The 17,636-nt window shown below is 41.7% G+C and carries 17 protein-coding genes; 7 read left to right on the top strand and 10 right to left on the bottom strand.

All coding sequences use genetic code 11. The features are described 5' to 3' along the window. Positions 1-153: 153 nt before the first annotated feature. Positions 154-3,129 carry a UPF0182 family protein gene (locus RMY16_RS18400; RefSeq protein ID WP_322737622.1) on the bottom strand — a complete coding sequence of 992 codons (2,976 nt, stop codon included), beginning with the start codon at positions 3,127-3,129 and terminating at the stop codon, positions 154-156. A gap of 575 nt (positions 3,130-3,704) precedes the next feature. Then, positions 3,705-3,926 carry a hypothetical protein gene (locus RMY16_RS18395; protein ID WP_322737621.1) on the bottom strand — a complete coding sequence of 74 codons (222 nt, stop codon included), beginning with the start codon at positions 3,924-3,926 and terminating at the stop codon, positions 3,705-3,707. A gap of 859 nt (positions 3,927-4,785) precedes the next feature. Here RMY16_RS18395 and RMY16_RS18390 point away from each other — a divergent pair. Continuing rightward, positions 4,786-6,021: a DUF4336 domain-containing protein gene (locus tag RMY16_RS18390; protein ID WP_322737620.1), complete on the top strand. Its 1,236-nt coding sequence runs from the start codon at positions 4,786-4,788 to the stop codon at positions 6,019-6,021. Here the strand turns inward: RMY16_RS18390 and RMY16_RS18385 are convergent, their stop codons facing one another. From RMY16_RS18385 to RMY16_RS18360, 6 genes are all read right to left on the bottom strand, one after another. After that, positions 6,022-6,996, bottom strand: a complete 975-nt coding sequence (locus RMY16_RS18385; RefSeq protein ID WP_322737619.1) for an MvdD family ATP-grasp ribosomal peptide maturase — start codon at positions 6,994-6,996, stop codon at positions 6,022-6,024. It lies immediately after the preceding gene. A gap of 80 nt (positions 6,997-7,076) precedes the next feature. Beyond that, positions 7,077-8,066 carry an MvdC family ATP-grasp ribosomal peptide maturase gene (locus tag RMY16_RS18380; protein ID WP_322737618.1) on the bottom strand — a complete coding sequence of 330 codons (990 nt, stop codon included), beginning with the start codon at positions 8,064-8,066 and terminating at the stop codon, positions 7,077-7,079. A gap of 178 nt (positions 8,067-8,244) precedes the next feature. Beyond that, positions 8,245-8,547, bottom strand: a complete 303-nt coding sequence (locus RMY16_RS18375) for a microviridin/marinostatin family tricyclic proteinase inhibitor (RefSeq protein WP_322737617.1) — start codon at positions 8,545-8,547, stop codon at positions 8,245-8,247. A 431-nt stretch (positions 8,548-8,978) separates the two neighbouring features. Continuing rightward, positions 8,979-9,731: a glutamine synthetase family protein gene (locus RMY16_RS18370; RefSeq protein ID WP_322737636.1), complete on the bottom strand. Its 753-nt coding sequence runs from the start codon at positions 9,729-9,731 to the stop codon at positions 8,979-8,981. 15 nt (positions 9,732-9,746) lie between these two features. Beyond that, entirely contained in the window at positions 9,747-10,034 is a 288-nt protein-coding gene (locus RMY16_RS18365; protein WP_322737616.1) for a hypothetical protein, read from the bottom strand. A 38-nt stretch (positions 10,035-10,072) separates the two neighbouring features. Beyond that, positions 10,073-10,204, bottom strand: coding sequence for a hypothetical protein (locus tag RMY16_RS18360; RefSeq protein WP_322737615.1), 132 nt, complete (start codon positions 10,202-10,204; stop codon positions 10,073-10,075). A gap of 55 nt (positions 10,205-10,259) precedes the next feature. On the opposite strand from RMY16_RS18360, the gene RMY16_RS18355 reads away from it, so the two are divergent. Both RMY16_RS18355 and RMY16_RS18350 read left to right on the top strand, forming a co-directional pair. Beyond that, complete coding sequence (locus tag RMY16_RS18355; RefSeq protein ID WP_322737614.1) at positions 10,260-10,925, top strand: GNAT family N-acetyltransferase; 666 nt, start codon at positions 10,260-10,262, stop codon at positions 10,923-10,925. 164 nt (positions 10,926-11,089) lie between these two features. Then, a complete protein-coding gene (locus RMY16_RS18350; RefSeq protein ID WP_322737613.1) occupies positions 11,090-11,896 on the top strand; it encodes a hypothetical protein in 807 nt (268 codons plus the stop codon). Positions 11,897-12,022: 126 nt separating this feature from the next. Here the strand turns inward: RMY16_RS18350 and RMY16_RS18345 are convergent, their stop codons facing one another. Then, positions 12,023-13,444, bottom strand: coding sequence for a pyridoxal-dependent decarboxylase (locus RMY16_RS18345; protein WP_322737612.1), 1,422 nt, complete (start codon positions 13,442-13,444; stop codon positions 12,023-12,025). 434 nt (positions 13,445-13,878) lie between these two features. Here RMY16_RS18345 and cutA point away from each other — a divergent pair, with 434 nt between their 5' ends. The 4 genes from cutA to mtnB all read left to right on the top strand — a co-directional run bounded on the left by cutA (position 13,879) and on the right by mtnB (position 16,328). Then, positions 13,879-14,193, top strand: a complete 315-nt coding sequence (cutA, locus tag RMY16_RS18340; protein ID WP_322668982.1) for a divalent-cation tolerance protein CutA — start codon at positions 13,879-13,881, stop codon at positions 14,191-14,193. 174 nt (positions 14,194-14,367) lie between these two features. After that, positions 14,368-14,922: a 1,2-dihydroxy-3-keto-5-methylthiopentene dioxygenase gene (locus tag RMY16_RS18335; protein ID WP_322737611.1), complete on the top strand. Its 555-nt coding sequence runs from the start codon at positions 14,368-14,370 to the stop codon at positions 14,920-14,922. Between the two features lie 150 nt (positions 14,923-15,072). Then, positions 15,073-15,714 (top strand): HAD-IB family phosphatase, encoded by a 642-nt coding sequence (locus RMY16_RS18330; protein ID WP_322737610.1) that lies wholly within the window; start codon positions 15,073-15,075, stop codon positions 15,712-15,714. Next, the gene (mtnB, locus tag RMY16_RS18325; protein WP_322737609.1) at positions 15,693-16,328 is read left to right on the top strand and encodes a methylthioribulose 1-phosphate dehydratase; all 636 of its coding nucleotides are present in this window, start codon (positions 15,693-15,695) and stop codon (positions 16,326-16,328) included. The genes RMY16_RS18330 and mtnB overlap by 22 nt, the downstream gene beginning before the upstream one ends. Positions 16,329-16,332: 4 nt before the next feature. Here the strand turns inward: mtnB and RMY16_RS18320 are convergent, their stop codons facing one another. Further along, positions 16,333-17,538, bottom strand: a complete 1,206-nt coding sequence (locus tag RMY16_RS18320; protein WP_322737608.1) for a glutathione S-transferase family protein — start codon at positions 17,536-17,538, stop codon at positions 16,333-16,335. Between the last annotated feature and the right edge of the window lie 98 nt (positions 17,539-17,636).

Here is a 17,636-nt window from a genome sequence, read left to right as displayed (position 1 = left end):
CTAGCAATGGCGTTAAAGTGCATAATGATTTAACTTTATTTACGCATACTCAACCTTGGAAGTCGGTTCGGTTTCGTACATTAAGCTACTTTTGTGCCTTTTATAATTGCAGGTCGAGGTAGCTAGTAGGTTATTGTGCAGTTTGAAAATCGCTTAACCTGGTGGGGCTGCTTCTTCAAAGGGACGGATAATCGCTGGGGCTGGTGTAACTTCTGGTTTAAAGATTCCCTGCAATGCTTGTTCTAAGGTTTGCGCCATGACAATCCGGTTTTCGTAAGCCACCACTACCCGTACCAAGGTTGGCAGACTATTCTGTGTGGCTTCTAGATAGATTGGCTCGACATACAGCAGCGATTGCTGAATGGGAATTACTAGTAGATTGCCTTGAATAGCTCTCGAACCCTGGCGATTCCATAAGGAAATTTGCTGAGAAATTACTGGATCTTGGTTAATCCGCGCCTCGATTTGTTCTGTTCCGTAAATCAGGCGTTCTTTAGGAAAGACATACAGCACCAGCTTACCGTAGTTTTTGCCATCCGATCGCGCCGCTAACCAAGCGATTAAATTAGTCCGCTGTCTGGGAGTATAGGGTAAAAACAGAAGAAATTCTTCAAAGTCTACGGTGGGTAAACTAGTAATCAAATAATACGGCTCTACCGGACGGGGTTCACTGCCATAGATTTCATTAGGAATCTGCCACTGGTCTTCCCGATTGTAAAATACTTGGGGGTCGGTCATGTGGTAGGTCATTAACCGCTCAGATTGAATTTTGAAAAAGTCCACCGGATATCGGGTATGACTGCGGAGATTGACTGGCATTGTACTGAGCGGTTTGAACATTTCAGGAAATATTGCTGACCAAGTGGCAATAATCGGGTCGCTGCGATCGGCAATGTAAAACTTTACAGTACCGTGATAGGCATCAATCACTACCTTGATAGAATTGCGAATGTAATTGATACCATCGCTACCAGTATCTGAGTAGGGATAGCGATCGCTCGTTGTGTAAGCATCAACAATCCAATAAAGATAACTGGGATTACTTGGAAAATCTTGATTAGCAGCAGCAGCCACTAAATAGGGATCGCTGTCATATTTCAGGAAAGGTGCGATCGCTTGAATTCTTTGCTTAACATTTCGCCGCAGTAGCACTTTTGTATCTGGCAAAAAGTCCCGCGTCAGCACCATCTGCCAATCTTTCAAATACATCGCAAATAGCCACCGTCGCCATGCTGAACCGATTTCGACACCACCTAGACCCTCGTAAGAGTTGTAAACATTGTCACTACCGCTAGGATAGTCTAGCTCTCTAACTCTTGTGCCAGTCATTACATAAGTATTAGTAATCTCACCGTAATAAATCCGCGGTTGTCCAATCGGAATACTTTGACGAACGGCTTCATTAGAAGTTGTGAGAGCGCTACTATTACCGCTAATATCTTTAACAAAATATTCTGGTAGCCCACCCGGCCCAACTGTATTAACTGGACTAACAGTAAACCCGAAACCGTGGGTATAAATTAAATGGCGATTAACCCATGTTTGAGCTTCCTGCGGTACGGCACCATAATCTAATTCTCGTGCGGCAATCAGTACCTGCCGCCGTTCTGTTGATTCAACTGCTTCCTGCTGCGTTACTGGCGGCTGAGGTGAAGGTTCATCTGTTTTCAGAGTATACCGATCAATATCGGCATCGGGGAACTGATAATACGGGCGAATTTGTTGCAGTTGACGGTTAGTTTCTAAGAGTGGTCGCTCATCCCACAGGCGAATATTCCGAATTGTCAAGGCATTCTTTTGAATATCAGCTTCAGTCAGTGTTCCTTGAGGGTTGAAGCTTCTAGAATCAATCGCCTCTAAATCAAATGCTTGGCGAGTCAAGGCAATAGTCCGCTGAATGTAGGTTTGCTCTCTTTGCAACTCATTAGGTTGGACAATTAAATATTGCACCACAGTAGGTAAAACAACATCAGCAGCTACAACTAATACTAAATAAACCCCTAACCCGTAAAATACAAAGCGACGATACTGAGATTTCGGTTTCCAGAAAAACGTTTGCCCAAGTAAGTAAAAGGCGATCGCTACTGCCACAATGCACAAGACCGTGTAAGCTGGCAACTGGACTGTCACATCTGTATAGCTAGCACCATAACTCACTCCACGGCTAGAATACACCAATTCATAGCGACTCAGCCCATAACTCAAAGCCACTACCAGCATCAACAAGCCACCCATACCGAATAAATGACGCTGCTGCTGGGGTGAAAAACCAGGAAAAATCCCCTGACTCAAACTGTCAGCCGACAAGAGATAAGTGAGAGTAACGGCGAGGAAGCCATACAAACATAAACCCATCAGCCAGAGTTCTAGCAGTTCCCAAAAAGGTAAAGAAAATACGTAAAAGCTGATATCTCGACCAAATAAAGGCTCAGTGCTGTTGAAAAGGGTGGGGTGCAAATATTCCAGCACCTTTGGCCAGTGTCGGAAGATGATGAAGGCAAAAATGGGACTGGAGAGAATTGCGATCGCAGTGAGTAAAAATTGGGGATAGATTAAAATGGCGATCGCTACTCCCGCAATTAAACCGAGATACCAGACTTGAGAGATAATCTGCCTCAAAAGTTGCCAGATTGTCTCCGGTCGAAATAGAGCGGGAACGGGTAGAATAGCCTGATTAACTGGAGAATGCCAATAGAAAAGAGCAATTTGACCATAGTGAGCCAGCATTAACCCAATCAACAAGCTCAGTATTAGAGTTAAGGGTAATAACCAGCGCAATTTTAATGTTTGAAAGCGTTGCGGCGCAAGTATCCGGGTTTCGTTGCGTCTTGGATAATTAGGACTGAGAAAATTTGTTAATTCACTGTTGAGTTCTGCTGACTCAATCTTTACAGACTGGGGATATTTTAGTCGTTGTGCTAAAGCCAAGTTTAGCAGTAGATAGGCAGCAGTTATTCCAGCCACAACTACCCACAAAATACCACGAGTCAGCAGCCTCAACAAAAATACTTGAAGATAGCCGACTTCCCGAAACCAAAAAATCTCTGCTCCCAAACGGCAACCCAGATCCAACAGTAGCCACAGCCCCAAAAATCCGCTTAATAGCCTAAAGCCCCATTTCCAATACATTGATATGTAATTTAAGAAGAACGCCAATTCTTTATTTGCAAACCGTTTACTCTTTAAAATTCTAGAACACTGATTTTTAAAGCTCTTTGGGGAATGAAACTAGTCTGACAGATGCTTCATGCTTCTAAGTGGTGGTCAGTGATGGTTTGCTTTGACTGATTTTGAGTCAACATCATCTTAACAAGTTACTCACTGTCGGCTCATTGGCGATCGCTGTTTAGGTGCAACGAAAACTGCAACGGTCATCAATGCAAATTCTGATGCAGCCAAAGCGCGATCGCAACTTCCAACTCCTAACTTCCAACTTCCACTAACTAGCGCCGTGTTGTTGTAAGTTGAAGTCGGAAGTTACCGCAATCGGGGGCGCTGTCACCAGCCGTCAACGATTGCGTACAAAATCGCCCAGGAGCGCCAGTTTTTTTTATTTGCTGGATTGCAGCTTACTAGTCCTGTTAAGCCTGGTTGTTCGGTCATGCTCACAAATTTCTGGATGTTCAGAAATTTTAGTTAAACATCGACCGACAACCACCGATAAGTTAAAAAGTCACTCTTTAAAGCGACCTAGCATCAAGCAGTTATTGATGATCTATCAGCTTCTTCACCATTTCGATCACTGAAGTTGATGCTGGCTTCGACTTGAACTGAAACACTGGGGTTGTGACTTCAATATTCAGGCTTCCCCAACAGTTCAGCAGCAAGCTGATCGCAATCAGTTGCGCTTTATAGTTAGGTTGTGGCAGCTTATTTTTTGGTTTTAATAAGCTAGAATAGGGTTGTAGATTAATTTTATTTTCCATGTAATGTCTTCCTTTGACAGAAGGTAAGGTTTTTGCAGGAAAAACATTCACAAAATACTGTATGCACCAGCTGGAACTGGTACATCGCATATTTTGATAACAGCGCGAGGACTTAAGTACTTCGCGCTTGTTTTGTTGTGGAATATTTTTCTATCTATTCTATACTACACAAAATTGAGAAATTTTACCCAACATTTTAATTAATTATTTGACTGTTTGTTAGTCAAGGAGTGTACAAGATACACTCCAAATCACGCCAAGTAAATCGTGAAACAATCGTGAAACAATCGTGAAACAATCGTGACTCAATTGAAAGTAAATTTTGAGTAAATTATGCAGCAACCTAGCGATGTTCTAGCAATGTCCTCGCGATGTCCTCACGATGTCCTAGCAATGTCCTCGCGATGTCCTCACGATGTCCAAGCGATGTCCAAGCGATGTTCAAGCGACATTCAAGCGACGTTCAAGCGACGTTCAAACGAACGCACTGAACTAATAACTATGATTAAAAAAAGCCAGTTTTTTATCAAACTTTGAACAACTAATACCGTTTTTGCAATTTCAGCAAATAATACTGTTTTTGCAATTTCAGCAAATAATACTGTTTTTGCAATTTCAGCAAATAATACTGTTTTTGCAGTTTCTTATATCAAATGATTTTCTGATATAAAAATTCTTACAGCCCAAAACTAGGCCCCCTCTTGCTGGTAGACTTTCGGTAAAAAGATTCAATTACCGACAAGTGTTGTGTTGTGTAGGGATTTTAGCCAGTTGCCCTCGCCTGACAAGCGTGCTATACCAATCTTGTAGCCACTACAACACTCTCATAACTGGCCCACGCCAGGACAATGGAACGACGATGAACTCACAAGGATCTCAGTCGAGGGTTGAACTACAAGATCGAGGGATGTCTCCTTTGAACAACCCCAAGGATTGGTCATGGCCATTCTGGGCTGCTGTCCCACTCTACCCCTACGGCAGGCGGCGGACACTTCGTCAGGAAATAGTTCAGGACACTATCTGGACATTCGATCAGCTTCACGGCATTCTCTACACCATCGTGCCGATTCGCATGACTATCGTCAAGCTCTTTGCCGGAGGACTTCTGGTCTATGCACCCGTTGCTCCCACAACTGAGTGTGTCCGCTTGGTTAATGAGTTGGTAGCAAAGCACGGTGAAGTTAAGTATATCTTACTGCCAACCAGTTCTGGTCTAGAGCATAAAGTCTTCGTTGGCCCCTTTGCTCGTCGCTTTCCTCAAGCACAAGTGTTTGTTGCCCCGCACCAGTGGAGTTTCCCGTTCAATCTGCCGCTTAGTTGGCTAGGTTTTCCCCAAAAACGAACTCAAGAACTCCCAGAGGACTCAAACCTTGCTCCCTTTGCTCTGGAGTTTGACTATGCAATATTGGACATCGACTTGGGACGAGGATCTTTTGTAGAAGTTGCATTGTTTCACAAGCGATCGCGCACTCTGCTTGTAACTGATTCTATACTTTCTGTTCCAGTTGACCCACCAGAAATCCTCCAATTAGATCCTTATCCCTTACTGTTTCATGCCAGGGACAATGCCTTGGAGACGATCGAGGACAATGAAAACAACCGTCGCAAGGGATGGCAACGTATTTCCCTGTTTGCGCTTTACTTCCGTCCAAGTGCCTTAGAAGTTGCTTCAATCGGAGAGATGTTTCGTGATGCTCTCAAAGCACCACAGCGATCGCTAAAAACGTACTTTGGTTTATTTCCTTTTCGCTGGCAAGAAAACTGGAAGCAGGCATTCGACGCTCTACGAGGTCAGGGACGACCATTTGTCGCACCGATTTTGCAAATCCTCATTCTTCCTCAAGCACCAAGACAAGTCCTCAACTGGGCTGATACAGTTGCAAGTTGGGATTTTCAGCAGATTATTCCCTGTCACTTTGAATCGCTAATTAAAGCAAATCCGCGTCAATTTCGGCAAGCATTTGCTTTTCTGGAAAAAAATCTTTCTTCTAGCCAAAGCCAGCTTCTATTGGAGGAAGACTTAAAATTCATTAAGGAAATGGAAGCGGGTCTAGTTAAACGCGGTATCGCAACGCCAGCTAAAGAGAAATTGTAATCAACTAGTTGAATTATTTAAAACCTCAGCGATCGCCTGGGAAATCGGTAAGCCAGGACAGCGTTCCAGCCAGAAGAACTCGCCAACTGGGTTAACTTCAAGGAATACATGACGACCATCAGGAGTCAAAATAATATCAAGCGCCCCATAGTTTAAACCAAATTCTGCCATGAGTTTGAGCAATTTCTCTTCGACATCTTCGGGCAAAGTGTATGATTCCCAAGCGTCGAGTAAGGCAATTCCCTGTTTGCGCCAGTCGTAACGTGCCTTATCCAAAGCTTGAGAATCAACCGCAGCTGTTAGCACACGCTTACCTACAATTATTGTCCGCAATTCCAACGCCTTGGGAATCTTCTCCTGAAATGTCATTGGGCAGAAACGTAAGCCATCAAGGTTGTCTAGATCCTCTGATGAAATTGGATTTGTAAACACAACTTTTTCTCGCCCTCGTTCATCATAAATAGCGAAGGAAGAGAGCATTTTGGTAATCATTCCCTGCTGACACTCTTGGGCAAATTGCTTTACTGCTATTGGATTATTTGTAGTCAGAGTGCGAGGCGTATCTAGACCGATATCTCTTGCTATTTGTAATTGCAGTTGTTTATTTTCGGCTCGGCGAATATTTGGCAGGGGGTCAAGATGAAACCCCCTGATACTAGCAATCATTCCATCAATGCTGACGCGAGATTCTTTGAGTGAGGCTTCTCTAAGTTGCCTATCCATCAAGTTGGGAATTTTTGACCCAATTGCAATGCGCCGATACCAAACTGCTGACACTTCATTTAAATCTAATGTCTGGTCATCGACACTCAGAATCACTCGCTTAGTACTACCATAGTAGATATCTAACTGCATTTCTGTGGGAAACCGGTCTGTGTCAAAACGAAATGCTTTCTTTCCTTGGGCTTCAATTGCCTGAATAACTAGAGGAATACTTTCGTTATCTTGGCTGTGAGTAATGATTAAAACAGTCATTTACAAATATGGAGAATGAAGTACGCTACAGATAAATATAGGGGTTATCAGTTGGTTGGGAATTTTTAAGTAAGAGCATTTTATTTCGGGCTTGTTGAAAGTAGTGCAGATGCAATAGCTAGAGCAATTGGATAGTCCAAATCTCTCTCTAGCATCCCCCACTCTCCTGTAGGATTAATTTCTAAAAAAACATATTCTCCTGATGGGGTTTTAATCAAATCAAATGCTCCAAAAATCAGTCCCAACCTAGCCATAAAGGCATCTAAACAACGGATTAGTTTATCAGGTAATTGTTCTGGTTGCCAGGTAAGAATCTTTTTGGTCTCACGTCGCCAATCTTGGGTAGATTCTGCATACTCAGACGCATCTAGCGCCCCGACAAAGAGATTGCCATTCACATACACTGCTCGTAGTTCTTGCTGTTTAGGAATTTGTTCTTGAAACATAACTGGACAATAGCGCAGTGTTTCAGCATCAAGTAAGTCTTCTTCTTTAACGGCGCTGGTATACATGAAAAAAGAAGAGGCTTGCATCCCAGAAGAAAGAGGTCTGAGCAACTTGACAATCATTTTTCCCTTAACTTGGTGGAAAAATTCTCGTGCTTCTTGAGGATTGTTGGTGACGAGAGTCCGAGGTATAACAAGACCTACTTCCGATGCAATCCGCAGTTGGCGTAACTTGTTTTCAGCTGCACTTATCCGGCGTAAATCATCCACCCACTTAGCATCTCTGAGGCTGTCCCAAAAGCCATCTAAGACTGCGAGTGATTCACTAGAACAGGCTGCTTGAAATTGTGGAGCCAATTCTTGACCGAGATCGGGTTGCCAAATACGCCGCATCCATACTGCTTGCACTTGCTCGGTGTTGAGGAAGCGATCGTTATATATCAGTGAATGATTGCTACCAGAGTTACTTAAATTAGCTTGGAGTTGGAGTGCGATCGGAAACTTATCAGTATCAAGACGAAATGGCTGTGCGCCTAGTTTTGATACTGCTTCTGCAACTCTATCTATTGTAAAGTAATCACCACTATGGGTGATTAATAAAACTACATCACGATCAAGGTGCATAAAATATTTTTATTAGATTTTGCATTTTCACTATTGTTAACTCTTGAGAAAGCAAAATTTTAAAAAGTGAACTTAATTTTAATGGAAAGCCAACCCCTAGATGAAGTTGGCACTAACTGTATTTTTATACTGACAATAGTTTTAAAACCGCATCTCTGGTGTAATCAAAAGTATGCAGCTATACAGGTTTAGACGGCGAACTGTCATCATCGCCATCTGAAGGAAACTTCTGAGTAACAGCGAACTCATCACTATCAGAAGGGTACTTCTTGGTTACTGAAGTGACATCTTCTTCATCGGATGGAAACTTCAGAGTTGTTACAAGTTCATCCTTATTCTTGTTTGTGGCATTATTACATTTACCACCGATAATCGCTTTTGAGTCTTCATCAGAAAGGTCTTCAAGGCTTTGCCCTTCCAAGAATCGAGCGAAGAATGGTACTGCTTGTGAATTCAACTTTTCTGGTTTGTTTTCAGACACAATCTTTCTCCTATAACAACTGAACTTAAATATCTCCTGTATTATATGACATAATACATACTAATACCTTTGCCAAAATTAAGAGTTTATACATCAACTCAACCTCGGAAATTGGCGAAGTTTGACTTACCAAAATAAGTATTAATTTATCCTTTAATAAATATTTACTTTTGTGTAATCATGCTTGTATAAAGTTAAAAATATAATAATTTTTCTTAAGCAAGTATAGACGGGGCGCAATTGTGAAACAGTACTAGCTGCATCTACAGCAGTTTGCAACTAAATGAGGTACACAACTAGAGAAGTAAAGATAACAATTCTTTTTCTGCCTCCTGCCTCCTGCCTCCTGCCTTATTTTCAAGGCAGGTCTATTCACTTAAATATCTTAATAATCATCTTTAAAAGCGCAACATTTCCAATAATTATTCACTTCAAAATAATTCAAAATATTCTCTTTGCTCCCAGTTAGTAACCTGTTTTAAATAGTCTTCTGGTGGGCGATCGCCGACGGATTGCAAAAAGCGATTGATTTCATTCTGTTTCATCTTTATGATGAAGTTGATGAACTGCTGCCCCATTTTTTGAGAAAAAAGTTCGCTTTGGCTCAAATACGAAATCGCCTCTGGCAAACTTTTGGGTAAGGTCGGACTTTCTGTAGCGTAAGGTGACTCTCTTGGAGAGCCAGGGTCAAGTTTACGAGCTACACCATCTAACCCAGAAATCAATTGCGATGCCATATACAGATAAGGATTGGCTGCTGGTTCTCCAACTCGGTTTTCAATGTGGGTGGTGGGGTCATCATAACCGCCTTGTAATCTAATCATTGCCCCTCGGTTTTCCAATCCCCATCCGGCGCGATCGGGAGCTAGGGAATAAGGCCTAAATCTTTTGTAGCCGTTAATTGTCGGGGTTGTGAACACAGAAGCGGCATTGGCGTGTTTAAGAAGACCACCAACGAAATGTTGACCTAAATCTGACATTAGGGCTTTGGAGTTTGCAGACATGAAAGCGTTCTCGCCTGTGCTTCGGTCTACAAGGGATTGGTGCAAATGCCAGCCATTGGAAGAAGAACCTTGCAATCCTGGACGACACATAAATGATGCGATGTAACCTTGTTGACGGCAGATTTGCTTGGTCGCCATTCGGAATATCATCATTGTATCCGCAGCTTGCAACGCCGGAATCGGGTCAAAGGTAAATTAAAATTGACCGACACCTCCTTCGTTTTCTACACTCCTTAAAGGCAATCCCATTTCAACTAAGTTTTCTGCCAGAACACGCAGCAAGTCGTGAATCTCTGGATTGTGGGATTCTAAAAGGTATTGGAAACTATGCTCTACGGCGCTAACTTTGGCAGGTTCACCAGGTTTTCCAGAAGTACCAACATTAGCGATCGCTAACATCGGATCTTCTAACTTTGCCAGATACCACTCAACTTCTAAGCCGACAATATGCTCCAATCCTCTTTGATGTAAGATGACGCTCAATAAATCCAGGTCTTTTCATTTGGATTGCCTAATCATGTTCAACTGAAGAGTGCGGTTAGTTTGAAATTAGCTTTCATCAGGCGCTTCCATTCTTGGCGATCTGTCACAGGCCCGGCGATCGCACCATTTTCATCTACATGATGGCGATCGCTAATGCCAAACCCGCACATAATAGTAATCTCGTGAACTTTTGGGATTTTCTTTATTATATGAATTCATTTCAGTGTGTACGTTGTTGACACCAGAGATTGCATCATCGTCAGTGCCCGTATCGATTATGTCCCTGCTCTGATTGTAGATACCAACGGGGTTGTATCTTTGGTTGGTTTCTATACTAGTGATTGTGTAGTTGCCAGCGCCAGTTTTATGGAGAATTTAGAAAAAGTAAGTTTAGAGTCTAAAAGACTGATTTTGCAAACGATTTCGTTGGAACATACAGAAGATGTATTTCGAGAATTTACAAGCGAAATTACCATCTTTATGTATCCGAAACCAGCCCAGAGTCTCAGGGAAACCGAAAAGATAATTAGAGAGATGATTCTACAACGAGAAAATCACACTGACCTAGTGTTGGTAATTCTCAAGAAGGATGGTTTAGAGTTTTTAGGAATTTGCGAGGTTGGTGCTATTGATACTCAGACACCGGAGTTAGGAATTTGGCTCAAAAAATCCGCTCATGGTCATGGTTTTGGTAGAGAGGCAATTGATGCACTAAAAGACTGGGTGGATAAAAATTTGGAATACAATTATCTTTCCTACCCTGTTGATAAAAGAAATATCCCCAGCAGGAAAATTGCGGAAAGTCTTGGGGGTAAAGTATTTCGGGAGTTTCAACAGATTAACAAGAGTGGCGATCTTCTGGATGAGGTTGAATACAGGATTTATAAATAAACGGCATCTCCTGCTAAATACGCGAAAAATAAATCATACCAATTTGGGATTTTAGATGAAAAATCCTTGCAACTCTCAGATATGCATAGAGTGGATACTCAACAACCTGAAGAATAACACCCCAGTAGATAGAAGAGACAGCCAATAGAGTATGCGACATTACGATGAGGAATTTCTCAGAAAAGACATTAGCATCTGTGCGCGATCGCATTTTCACTTTCGCTCAATTACAACGTCATCACTTAGTATTGGATTTAAATGCCGCCACTGGTTTACTTACTTGGGAAGCAATCCGGCAAGTTCCTGAAGGTGGGGTTTATGCTTGTGTCCGCAATAGCTCTGATGCCAATGCTTTAATTGAACAAGCTGCGGCACTTCCTGAAACAATGCGACCAATAGTTTTTACTGCATCTGTTGCACAGATACCTGCTATGCTGGCGTCTGTTGCACCAAATGTACAGTTTGACTCTATTATCGGGCGTAATGTATTAGCCTCTCAAGCGGATAAGGGACTTGCTGCTCAAATTTTAGGTCAATTGCTGCCGCACTCAGTCAAGCTTATTTTAGCTGAGACAGTACCTCGGCATACCCAAAGGTTTTACCGCTTACTGCCCAGCCAAAATCTCGATGCCCAATTGTATGAACGATTAGTTTTAGCGGAAGAAGCTATTTATACAGATACCTCTGACCCCATGCTTAACTGGGATGCTGACGATTTGCGTCAGGCTTTTGCTTCAAATGGAGACTATGTACAAGTGGTTCTTGAACAGTATTTGACACCAATGCACATCTCTGACAATTTTATCAAGCGTTTATTTACTGCTAATCTTAATCGACCAAGTTATGCAGATCGTCTGGCTGCAAATTTGACTACTGAGGAAATACAGACTATTAAAAAGTTGTTTATTCGTTACTTACTGAACCAAACCATTAATTGGTCAAGCAGTGTAGCATTTTTAAATATTAGCTGATGAACATTTTCTGGCTATCAAATCATAGTTTTTGGTAGCTACAAGCGAGGACTTAACTTAGATAAAAAAGGTTGTATGTTCACCAGCACCAATTGCTATTTCTAAAATAGTGTCCCCAAAAGTGAGTTAGTTATTTTCTATGTCCTCAGCAGTTTGACAAATTAATTGCCAAGCCTGCTGTACGTGTATTTTATCTGTGGTTGCTTGTCCAATTGACATTCTTAAAGTTAATTTTTGCTCCAGTTTGGTAGAAGTGAGATAGATTTTACCTGAAGAGTTGATATTGCTAATGATTTTCTCGTTAATTGCATCACCCAATTTATGGCGAAAACATACCAAATTCAACGGGGGATTCACAACTAACTCAAAACGAGGATGAAATTTTACACATTCAGCAAATTCTTGTGCTAAATTAATATGCTTACGAATGTAATACTGTAATCCTTCTATACCATAGTGTCGAATTACAAACCACAGTTTGAGACTTCTAAATCTACGTCCTAAAGAAATTTGCCAGTCTCGATAGTCAATAACTTTACCAGAGGTGCTAGCTTGATTTTTGAGAAATTCAGGCATGATAGATAGTGCATGAATTAGTTTCGCTCGATCTTTCACATAAAAACACGTACAATCAAAATTAGTTAGCATCCATTTATGGGGATTAAAACAATAGCTGTCTGCTAGTTCTAATCCTTGATGAATCCACTGATATTCAGGACATATAGCTGCTGTACCGCTCATTGCGCCATCAACATGAAGCCAAATATGATGTAATTGAGCGATCGCCCCTATTTCTGTTAATGGATCTATGGCATGAGATGAGGTTGTCCCCACAGTAGCAGCAATATAAAAAGGGATTAACCCAGATTTAATATCTGTAACAATTTGCTGTTGTAGTAATTCTGGACACATTCTATAATTAGCATCAACCTCAATTAAATGTAAATTTTCTCGCTTAATTCCCGCTACAATAGCAGCTTTCTCAATTGACGAGTGTGCTTGGGTAGAAGTATAGACAACCAGTTGATTAATATCTGCTTTTAACTGTTCTCTAGCTGCTATCAAAGCGACTAAAGAAGCACTACTGGCTGAGTCTTGAATTACTCCTCCTCCTGTAGTCGAAGATTTAAACTGCGAGGGAAGTTTCAACATATCTATTAACCAGTCTAGAACATGAGTTTCTAACTCAGTACAAGCTGGAGAAGTTGCCCATAACATTCCTTGAACTCCAAGTCCTGCACTGACTAATTCTCCTAAAATTGAAGGTGCAGAAATACCTGTAGGAAAGAAAGCAAAAAAGTTTGGAGACTGCCAATTAGTCAATCCTGGTACGATGATTTCATCTAAATCTTGTAAAATATCTGCAAAACACTCTCCTTTGATCGGGGCTGTTTCTGGTAGTTTTGCTCTAATGTCTCCAGGTTCTACTTGAGATAAAACAGGCAGTTGCTCTACTGTTTCTAGATAATTAGCTATCCAATCAATAGTTTGATATCCCCAATCACGAAATTCATTTGAGGACATATGGTATTCTTTATTATTTTCCATATTGTTCTACCGTTTAAAACTTCTTATTTGACACAACATATTTTATATCTTAATTTGAAGCTTTAATTATGTACCAAAGCTAATCGTCTTCACGTCATACGCTCATTCTGACTCCTGAGTTCTGAATTCTTCTTATCAAATTTTCTCTAGACTCACCTTGCCAAAAGATTCACACACGACTCAATGGCATCCAGCCCTACTGATCTTGTTAGTAAATAAGCCCAAAACTTCAAAGCAATAGTCACGACTGCTGCCTCAATCGATACAATAGAGTTAATATACTGGCATAACGAGATAAAATAAGTTTACTTTTGTACAGAAGTGGGCATCTGTGGAAGTTCTAGATACTCATTTACCTCATTTGCAAGCAACAGTAGCCCATCAAGAGGGATTAGGGCGTGTTTTCTCACTCTAATTGTAAGTCGGAAACTTTTATGAAAATCTACTATGTAACTTTAAATAATCCAGATGAAGCGCGTCAAATTGGTCGGGCATTACTAGAATGTAAGTTAGCAGTTTGTGTCAATTGGTTTCCGATTACTTGTGCTTATAGTTGGCAAGGAGAAATTACTGAAGAACCAGAAGTTGTTTTAATTATCAAAACTCAAGATGGTTATGCTTTAGAAATCGAAAAACTTATTCAAGAGCATATTACTTATACTAATTTTATCGCCGAAATTTCTCCGACAGCAGTTAATCAGGGTTTTGTCAATTGGTTGAATGCAGAAGTTTCACCGCGCTCACAATAGAAATTATCTAATATCATTTCCCCCTGCTCCCGTTCAGCTTACCTCGGCTTCACTCGCCATAAGTCGCTCACGGCAAGCCTGCTCCTCTGCTTACACAGCGATAGGATATTTTTTCAGTTGGAAGTCCCTTATGCCTCAAAAGCCTTATTTTAACTATTTTACTGGAGGTCAAAAATGGCAGTTCTCAAACTAGAAAATGGAACTCTCCACACCGATTTAATTTACATTGCTCAGGAATTAGCTCCCCTGAATATTCAAATTAATCGTCAGACTGTAGGAGATAACCCCAAACTCCAACATTTGTTGGCACAGGATAGTCTCAACGAAGATGAAAAAGAACAAGTACTCAAAGCAATAGATAGTTACTTTGAGCAACTACAACAGACAGCCGGCTATAAATCTCGTGATTTGGTTGTCCTTCATCCAGGGATTCCTAACCTTGATGAGTCAATGGCAAAGTTTGACCAAATTCATACCCATGCAGATGATGAAGTCCGCTACATCATTGATGGAGAAGCGATTTTTGGCTTTGTACGTTCTGATGGTAGTCAAGTAGAACTGACAGTACAACCAGAAGAATATATCAACATTCCAGCCGGAACCGAACATTGGTTTTATCTCACCTCAGCAAAGCGGGTGAAAGCAGTACGCTATTTCATCACTACAGAAGGTTGGATACCCCAATATACAGGCAGAGAAATTCGCACCCGCCAACCCCTAGTGAGTTGAGAAGGCAGAAAGTAATCCCCATAAATAAATTTAGGGGCTTTAAACCCGCTTTGCAGAGGGCAAAAATATATTTTCTGCCTTCTGTCTTTCCTCGCTCAATTCTAAATATATTAAACATTACGAATTACGAATTACGAATTACAAATTAGTATGAAGCGGATTGTTTTTTGTGACTTTGATGGCACTATTACAGTTGATGAAACTTTTGTCGCGGTTCTGAAAAAGTTTGCACCAGTACTTTCTGCAAAACTACTGCCTGAAATGTATGCAAAAAGGCTGACACTGCGAGAGGGAGTCAAGGAAATTCTGCAATCAATTCCATCTGCAAGTTATCCAGAAATACTGGAATTTACTAAACCTCAATTGATCCGTCCTGGTTTTCTAGAATTGTTGGATTTTCTAGAGTTTCAGGGAGTTTCGTTAATAGTAATTTCTGGGGGATTACGGGGAATGGTAGAGGTGGTTTTGGATGGAATATTGCATAGAATAGAGAGAATTTATGCTGTAGATATCGATATTAGCAGTGCTTATTTAAAAGTAAATTCTGAATACGAAGGAGATACAGAACTGATTGCTAAGGTGCAAGTTATGGATCAGTACCCAGCCGATGAAAAGATCGCTATTGGTGACTCCATCACCGACTTAAATATGGGATTGCAAGCTTCTGTTGTCTTTGCACGCTCTCCCTTAGCACAATATTTAGATGAACACCAAAAACCCTATATTCCTTGGAATGATTTTTTTCAAATCCGCGATTATTTAGCAAAATCATGGAGTTCAACCCAACGATAGCAGATCCTCGTTTGCAACTAATTGCCACTGCTCGGTATTTTTACCAAAAAGGTTGGATGCTAGGAACTGCTGGCAACCTCTCGGCTCGATTAGCTGATGGTAGTTTTTGGATTACAGCTAGCGGTAAATCTAAGGGTGAGTTATTACTCAACGATTTTGTTCTCATTGCTCCAGATGGCAAAATAGAAGCATCAGCAACCCAGGTGATACCTTCAGCTGAAACAGCTATTCATCAACTAATTTACCGCCTGTTTCCAGAATCACTTGCTTGTTATCATATACATTCTATTGAGAGCAATTTAGTTTCTCGTTTGGTTGAAGATGATAGTTTACCTTTACCACCGCTAGAAATGCTCAAAGGTTTGGAAGTTTGGCAAGAAAATCCCTGTTGTGTAATGCCAATTTTTGCTAATCATCTCCAAGTTGCCCAGATTGCTGGTGATATTGAACAACGCTTTGCCGTCACTCCACCGCAAATATCCGCATTACTAATTCGGGATCATGGTTTGACAGTTTGGGCTTGTTCTCTTGAAGCTGCTCGTAATTATATTGAGTTATTAGACTACATCTTTCGCTACATGGTTGCTGCCGTTCGGTTAGGCATAAATATCTGAAATCCTACTTGATGGCAAAGTTAGACGGGTCTTGATCTCGTCGATGCTTAGTGGGAATGGGGGCTGGCTGCCCATCACCTGCAAGGGCTGCGGTTTTCTCCAGAGATTCCCTCAATCGCTTGGCTGCGTAGATAGACATATCTCGTGGTACATTAATGCGATCGCGCAAATATCGCAGAGCAACATCAGATCCCGATGGAGGTACGCAGTCTTCCCCTGTCATCATGTGTGTTAAAGCACAACGTAGCGCTAAATCGAACAATTTATCATCCAAAGGGTTGACTCGGATAATATTGATCCGGTGGTCGATTGTTCGTTTAAGAGCTTCCATACGGGAGTTTTCCGGCTCTGGATAAGTAACATCTGGTAGCCCAAACCAGGGGCCGTTATCCACCCGCGCTTTATTGAGAAGCATCTGGGTTTCGCCGTTTTCCCAACAGCCCCCCATCTGGGGCGGTAAATCATGTGCGTGGGTGTGAAAGTCGCTCTGGGTACCGCAGTAGGTCGGTCGGCTTTCCATTGCCGCAAACCATGCGCTCAAACGAGGGTTTTCCTCCCGCAGTGAGTAGCCTTTGTAGTAGTAAAGGCTCGCATTCATCCGTTCGAGATATGGCGTAAAAATGACATCAACGATGCCGAAGCTATCTAGAAAGTAAGGGCTTGGAGTGCTACCCAGAGCCGACTCTACCCTAGCCACCACTCCGATAAATTGTTCTCGGTTGCGTTGTTCTTGTTGAGACGAACCTGCTCTAGAGCATAGCCAAACGCACCAGGCTCTAAATAAAAGTCGTTCTAATTGACGTAGAGGAAGCACCCTATGGTCTTCCATCCCTTGGTTCAATGGAGCAAAAACCTTTTCCAAAGCGATCAAAATGTCATCGCTTTCCTTAATGATCTGTCCATCTAGCTCGATCGCGGGGAGCATTCCTGATGGTACCTTACGTTTGTACCAACTTTCTTTCTCCCCGTAGCAGAACATTGTCACTTTTTCGATGCGGTAGGGGATCTGTTTTTCCTCTAGCCATAACCAAACTTTTTGACAGTAAGGACACCAAGCATGGTTATCGCGGTACAGCGTTACCCGTACATTAGATTCCGGCTGACCAAACAAGCGCAACCTGGCTCTAGCATTGGTGAGACCATTAACGGTATCTATTTGATAGTCCGTGAGGGTTTCTAGTTCTTCCCAGCTTAAGGGTGCGGTAGTCATAGGGGGAGTTGCGTAGGGCAATACTTAGGACAATTCTATACTCTACAATATTTTCAATTACACCAAGGCTGAATTTAACCGATAGGTTCGCCCATCAA

Source organism: Nostoc sp. DedQUE12b, assembly GCF_034530835.1.
GTDB lineage: Bacteria > Cyanobacteriota > Cyanobacteriia > Cyanobacteriales > Nostocaceae > Nostoc.
The sequence above is the reverse complement of the archived record's forward strand: the minus strand, read 5'-3'. Positions and strand labels throughout refer to the sequence as shown.